We start from the raw sequence: 7,085 nt of genomic DNA, 5'->3' as shown, positions 1-7,085 counted from the left end.
TTTATAACCTGTCTCAATTGGGGACAGGCACTTTTGCCGTTTGATAACTTACAATTGAACAAAAAATCAGGCGGCAAAAGAGCCAGTCCCCGGAGGTCAATATATAAGTTTCGCTGTAGTGTTAAGGCAGTGCACTTTAATCTTACGGTAACCATTCAGGTAACTTCTCAATAATTCTGGGCGATCTTACACTAAGATAATACCTGGATTCCGGCTCCCGGTTCAAGCCCGGGACAAGCTTCGCCGGAATGACGAATGAAAACAGGTCGTTGCATTGTGATGTCATACTGGCGGAAGCCGGTATCCAAGAATACTGCCCGGAGTTATTGAGAAGTTACCCATTCAGGAGGGTCCTCGGTGGTGATTACTGGCACCTGCTTTCAAAACGCGCTAAACAGATACCTCAAACCATACATTTTATTCGATGCGCTGCAGGGTTTAGAGACTTGCACGAAGACTTTTGACTGTCCGGAAAAATCAAACAAGTGTCGATAAAGCGTAAGTTGTGCATAAATATCAACACTTTTAATCAGTTAAGGAGGTATTGAGACATGTCTGTAGGATTTTTGGCCCTTTTAGCGGCGATACCCATTGCTATCGCCCTGGTTCTCATGGCCGGACTGCGCTGGCCGGCCACCAAGGCCATGCCGATTGCCTGGCTGGCAGCCGCCCTGGCCGGCATCATTGTCTGGCAACTGCCCGTGGGTTACGTGGCCGCTCTTTCCATCCAGGGGGTGATCGGCGCCATAGGAATTTTGATCATCGTATTTGGAGCCATTCTCATACTCATGACCCTGCGCGATTCAGGGGGCATGGAAACCATCCAGGCCGGGATGCAGGATGTCTCTCCGGACATGCGGGTCCAGGCCATCATCATCGGGTTTCTCTTTGCAGCCTTTATCGAGGGCGCCGCCGGATTCGGCACGCCTGCGGCCCTGGCTGCTCCGCTGCTGCTGGCTCTGGGTTTCCCACCCCTGGCAGCGGCGGTCATCTGTCTGACCTTCAATTCTGTCCCGGTTACCTTTGGGGCCGTGGGAACACCCATTGTACTGGGCCTGGGACCACTGCAGGACTTTGTAACCCGGGCCGTAGCCACAGGCGCAGAGGCCCTGAACTTTTCCGACCCCATATCATTCGGCGAGGTCATCGGTCAGTGGTCATCGATTATGCACCTGCCCATGGCCATAATCCTGCCCATTTTCATGCTGGGCTTTATTACCCGCTTTTTCGGGCCCAACCGCTCCTGGGCTGACGGCTTTGGAGCGTGGAAGTTCTGCATCTTTGCCTCTGTTGCCTTTGCAGTTCCCTACGTGCTTCTGGCCTGGCTCATCGGCCCGGAATTCCCAAGTCTGGTGGGCGGTCTCATCGGTCTGGGCATCGTGGTCTGGGGTGCCAAGCAGGGCATTGCCGTTCCCAAGGATATTTTCACCTTCGGCACCCAGAAGGACTGGGATCCGGAATGGACCGGATCTGTCAGTGCAGTGGAAGGCAGCAAGTACCAGGCCCGCATGAGCCAGCTCAAGGCCTGGTCTCCCTACATCCTTATCGGTTTCATCCTGGTGCTCACCCGCCTGGAATGGCTGCCTCTCAAGTCCTTCCTGGCCGGCATCACCATCGATTTCCAGAATATCCTGGGCTATGAAGCGGTCAGCGGTTCCATCGCAATACTCTACCTGCCGGGAACCATCCCCTTTATGCTGGTGGCCATTCTGACCATTTTCATTCACCAGATGGGGGCGGACAAAGTCAAATCTGCATGGGTGGATGCAATCAAGCGCATTAAAAATCCGGCCATAGCCCTGTTTTTCGCTGTGGCCCTGGTGTCCATCTTCAGAGGATCCGGCATAGGCGACGAAGCCCTGAACCCCAACCTCTATCCCTCCATGCCCCTGGCCCTGGCCGAAGCCATAGCCGCCGTCACCGGTCAGACCTGGCCCTTCTTCGCCGGCTTCATCGGAGGTCTGGGAGCATTCATCACCGGTTCCAATACCGTGTCCAACCTGCTCTTTTCTGAGTTCCAGTGGGGCATGGCCTCTCAACTTGACCTGCCGCACCAGCTCATCGTAGCGGCCCAGGCCGTGGGCGGCGGTTTCGGCAACATGGTCTGCATCCACAACATCGTGGCCGTGTGTGCGGTGGTCGGTCTGTCCGGAAGGGAAGGACTCATTCTCAGAAAGACCTTCTGGCCATTTCTGCTGTATGCAGTGATAACCGGACTGTGGGTAACTCTCCTGACCTTCGTACTCTTCCCTGGCCTGTACTAACCTCTAAACTAACCAGCAGCAATGCCCCTGGTGCAGATATTGATCTGCACCAGGGGCTGACACCGGACATCTTACCAAGGAGCATTTTATGTCCAACGACAGTCTGCAGAAAGAATTCGCCAAAGTGGTGGGGCAGGACAACGTCATGACCAGCGAGTCCGAGATGTACGCCTATTCCTACGACTCAGCGGTGCTGGACCAGGTCAGCCCGGCCATGGTGGTCCGGCCGACATCTTCCGAAGCCCTGGGCCAGGTTGTTAAACTCTGTAACGACAACGAACTCAAACTGACAGTACGCGGTGCCGGAACCAACCTTTCCGGGGGCACTATCCCTCATCCAGGAGGAATTGTCTGCCTGACCACCTCTTTAAATAAGGTCCTGGAAATAAACGAAGAAGACCTGTACGCCGTGGTACAGCCCGGAGTAATCACGGCCAAGTTCGCGGCCCAGGTGGCCTCCAAAGGTCTTTTGTATCCGCCGGATCCCGGCTCCCAGGCTGTTTCCACCCTGGGAGGCAACGTGGCTGAAAACGCCGGGGGCCTGAGAGCGCTCAAGTACGGGGTGACCAAGGACTACGTCATGGGCGTGGACTTTTTCGACGTCAACGGAGAACTGGTCAAATCAGGATCCAGAACGGTCAAGTGCGTTACCGGCTACAACCTGGCCGGACTCATGGTGGCCTCCGAAGGCACCCTGGGCGTCTTTGAAAAACTGATTCTCAAGCTGGTGCCGCCTCCAAAGGCAATCAAATCCATGATGGCTGAATTCGACGACGTGGGCGCGGCCTCCCAGGCTGTTTCCGCAATCATTGCAGCCAAAATAGTCCCGGCCACCCTGGAATTCATGGACAACTTCACCATCAAGACTGTGGAAAACTTCCGCGGAGCGGGGCTTAATACCGAGGCCGCTGCACTGCTTCTTCTGGAGGTGGATGGTCATCCGGCCCAGGTGGAAGACGACGCTGCCCAGGTCCAGGAGATCTGCAAACAGCACGGGGCCAGGCAGTTCACAGTGGCCCAGGACGCCAAGCAGCGCGATGCAGTCTGGCAGGCCAGACGCGACGCTCTGCCCGCACTGGCCAGGGTCAAACCCACAACCGTCCTGGAGGACGCCACCGTTCCCCGCTCAAAGATACCGGACATGATGCAGGCCTTGAAACGCATAGCCAGGGAATACAAGCTGACCATAGGCACCTTCGGCCATGCCGGGGACGGCAACCTGCACCCGACCATTCTTACCGACAAGCGCGATACCCAGGAATGGGAGAGAGTGGAAAAAGCCATCGACGAAATCTTCGACGTAGCCCTGGACCTGGGGGGGACCCTTTCCGGTGAGCACGGCATAGGCATTGCCAAGTCCAAATTCATGCACCAGGAATACGGCGTTGCCGCCATTGAATACTCCCGCCGTATGAAAAGCGTACTGGACCCTAAAGATATCCTGAATCCGGGCAAGATGCTCGGACCTTTGCTCGCCTAACCCCGGGAGGAAAACATGGCCGATATAAAACAATTAGCCGGGATGCTTCAGGAACTGGACGACCTGCTCACGCGCTGCATGCGCTGCGGCATGTGCCAGGCCCAGTGTCCTGTGTTCACCATATCCGGCAAGGAAACCGACGTCACCCGGGGCAAGCTGGCCCTTTTATCCGGGCTTTCCCAGGAGATGCTCAAAGATCCCAGGCAGGTGCAGGACAATCTGAACCGCTGCCTTTTGTGCGGCACATGCGAGGCCAACTGCCCTTCCGGGGTCAAGGTCACGGATATCTTCCTCAAGGCCAGGGCCGTTTTAAACGGCTATCTCGGGCTATCCCCCACACAGAGGCTTATTTTCAGACGTCTGCTGACCAAGCCCAAACTCATGAACGCCCTTCTTTCCATGAGTTCAGTCTTTCAAGGGATCTTCAGCAAGGATGCCGACCAGATCATAGGCACTTCCTGCGCCCGGTTCAATGCGCCCCTTATCCGGGACCGCCACTTCAAAAAGCTGGCCGGAAAGCCTTTGCACAGGCAGGTTCCCAGCCTGGACACTCAGGCCGGATCCTCGGGCATCAAGGTGGCTTTTTTTCCGGGATGCGTTACCGACAAGGTCTTCCCGGATGTCGGCCAGGCAGCCCTGAAAATATTCAAACACCACCAGGTGGGGGTCTACATGCCCGCAAACCAGGCCTGCTGCGGCATTCCCGCCCTGTCCTCCGGGGAGTCTGACGCCTTTTCCACTATGGTACGTCAGAACGTGGAACTCTTTTCCGCTGGACAATGGGATTATCTTTTAACTCCCTGCGCCACCTGCACCTCCACCATGCGCAAGCTCTGGCCGGAATACCACAAGGGCAGCCTGGGCCGGGTCATAACGGACAACATCATGGATGTAAGCCAGTTCCTTGTGGATGTGCTGGGAGTCAAGCCCGAGACATCAAAGACCGGCAATACACCAGTAGCCTACCACGATCCCTGTCACCTGCGAAACAGTCTCAAGGTTACGGTCCAGCCCAGGGCTGTAATCGAGGCCGGAGGCAAATACAGCGTGGCCGAGATTCCCGGAGGGACGTCATGCTGCGGATCCGGGGGAAGCTTCAATATCAAGCACTACCAGCTTTCCAGAGATATCGGGCGGGAAAAGGCCCGCAACATCAAATCCTCCCAGGCCCGGATGACCGCAACAGCCTGTCCAGCCTGCATGCTCCAGCTTGCCGACATGCTCTCCCAGGAAGAGGCCTCCATGCCTGTAAAGCATGTACTGGAACTCTATGCTGAATCATTGTAAAATTGTTGTCAGTCGCCTGGTATCAGACGACTGACAACAGAAGAAAAAGACCAGGAGCGCTTGATGGCCAACAACCTATTCGTTATCAACACTGAACCCAGAAGCGGCAAATCAGCCGTCTGCCTGGGCCTGATGCAGATGCTCAGGCGCAATATCCGCAAGGTGGGTTTTTTCAGACCCATCATCAATACCCTGCAGGAGGGCAAGGTGGACCACGACATCCACCTCATCATGTCCAGGTTTCAGCTGCAGCAGTCCTATGAAGAAGCTTACGCCTACACCCTGGAAGAGGCCCGGGATCTGATCAACCAGGGCAAGCACTACCTGCTCATGGAAAATATCATGTCCAAGTACAAGGCCCTGGAAAAAAAGTACGATTTTGTTCTGTGCGAAGGCACGGACTTCGTCGGTACGGACTCGGCCTTTGAATATGATATAAATGCCGAAATAGCCGCCAACCTGGGCTCACCAGTAATACTCATAACCAACGCCCAGAAAAAAAATCCCAAGCAGGTAGTTTCCCAGACCCAGCTGGCCATTGACAGCTTTATAGAAAAAGGGGTGGACATACTGGCCACCGTCATCAATCGCTCCAGGGTAGAGGACAAGTATGAAATCCTGTCCGGGCTGCGCTGCAAGTTCCGGGACGAGGCCGACTGCCTGAGCTTTCTCATCCCAGAGGTGGATTCTCTGGGCAAACCCACGGTTCAGGACGTGCATAAGTGGCTGGGAGGCGAAGTCATAAGCGGCCATGACTTTCTGGATGTCCAGGTGGATGACTACCTGGTGGCAGCCATGCAGGTAAACAACTTTCTGGAATATGTAACCCAGAACTGCCTGGTAATAACCCCTGGAGACCGCTCCGACATACTCCTGGGCTGCTTTTCCACCCGCCAGTCCCGGACCTACCCGGAAGTGGCCGGCATCGTCCTCACCGGAGGCATGCACCCACCGGCCTCCATGACCAGGCTGCTTGAAGGCTGGGCTGGAGTACCCCTGCCCATTCTGGCTGTAGAGGGGCATACATTTAAAGTGGCCCGCATCCTTACCGAACTTTACGGCCGCATCGATCCCGAAGATGAAAAAAAGGTGGCCACTGCCCTTGGCTCCTTTGAAGAGCATGTGGATACCGAGGCTTTGCTCAGCCGCCTGGAAGCCAAACGCTCCACCCGGGTCACTCCCATCATGTTTGAATTCAGTCTTCTGGAAAAGGCCAAAGCAGACAAGAAGCATATCGTCCTTCCCGAAGGCTCTTCCGACCGTGTCCTGCAGGCCGCTGATATCCTTCTGCGCCGGGGTATCGTGGACCTGACCATCCTGGGGGAACCGGACAGGATGCGCACCAGGGCCTCCCAGATGGGGCTGCACCTGGAAAAAGCCCTGCTTTTGGACCCTACATCCTCCAAGGAGTTTGAAGACTACGCAGATACTTATCTGGAACTGCGCAAGGCCAAAGGCGTTACCCCGGAAGTGGCCAGGGATACCATGTCCGAACCTACTTATTTCGGGACCATGATGGTCTACAAGGATCATGCCCACGGCATGGTCTCCGGATCCATCACCACCACGCAGCAGACCATACGCCCGGCCCTGCAGTTCATCAGGACAAAGCAGGGCATCTCCCTGGTGTCATCAGTTTTTTTCATGTGTCTTCCTGACCGGGTCCTGGTATTTGGGGACTGTGCGGTCAATCCCAACCCTTCTGCAGAGCAGCTGGCGGAAATCGCCATTTCCTCCAGCGAAACCGCTGTGCAGTTCGGGGTGGAACCCAGGGTGGCCATGCTTTCCTATTCTACGGGAGAGTCCGGTGCCGGAGAGGACGTCAAGAAAGTGCGCCAGGCTACGGAAATAGCCCGGTCCAAGGCCCCTGAACTGCTCCTGGAAGGCCCCATTCAATACGATGCTGCATACGACCCGGAGGTGGCCAGGGCCAAGATGCCCGATTCCAAGGTTGCCGGCAGGGCTACTGTATATATCTTTCCGGATCTCAACACCGGCAACAACACCTACAAGGCGGTCCAGCGCGCAGCCAACGCCGTGGCCATCGGCCCGGT

4 protein-coding genes are annotated in these 7,085 nt (G+C 56.0%); all 4 read left to right on the top strand.

Features of this window, described 5'->3' with window-relative positions; genetic code table 11:
- The first annotated feature begins 551 nt into the window (after positions 1–551).
- Positions 552–2,264 (top strand): L-lactate permease, encoded by a 1,713-nt coding sequence (locus QZP87_RS02105; protein ID WP_291321268.1) that lies wholly within the window; start codon positions 552–554, stop codon positions 2,262–2,264.
- Positions 2,265–2,352: 88 nt separating this feature from the next.
- Entirely contained in the window at positions 2,353–3,744 is a 1,392-nt protein-coding gene (locus QZP87_RS02100) for an FAD-linked oxidase C-terminal domain-containing protein (RefSeq protein ID WP_291321267.1), read from the top strand.
- Between the two features lie 15 nt (positions 3,745–3,759).
- The gene (locus tag QZP87_RS02095) at positions 3,760–5,031 is read left to right on the top strand and encodes a (Fe-S)-binding protein (protein ID WP_291321266.1); all 1,272 of its coding nucleotides are present in this window, start codon (positions 3,760–3,762) and stop codon (positions 5,029–5,031) included.
- Between the two features lie 63 nt (positions 5,032–5,094).
- Positions 5,095–7,085: phosphate acetyltransferase (gene pta / locus QZP87_RS02090; protein WP_291321265.1), on the top strand; the 1,991-nt coding region annotated here is incomplete at its 3' end.

Source organism: Desulfonatronospira sp. (genome assembly GCA_003563255.1).
Lineage (GTDB): Bacteria > Desulfobacterota > Desulfovibrionia > Desulfovibrionales > Desulfonatronovibrionaceae > Desulfonatronospira.
The sequence above is the reverse complement of the archived record's forward strand: the minus strand, read 5'-3'. Positions and strand labels throughout refer to the sequence as shown.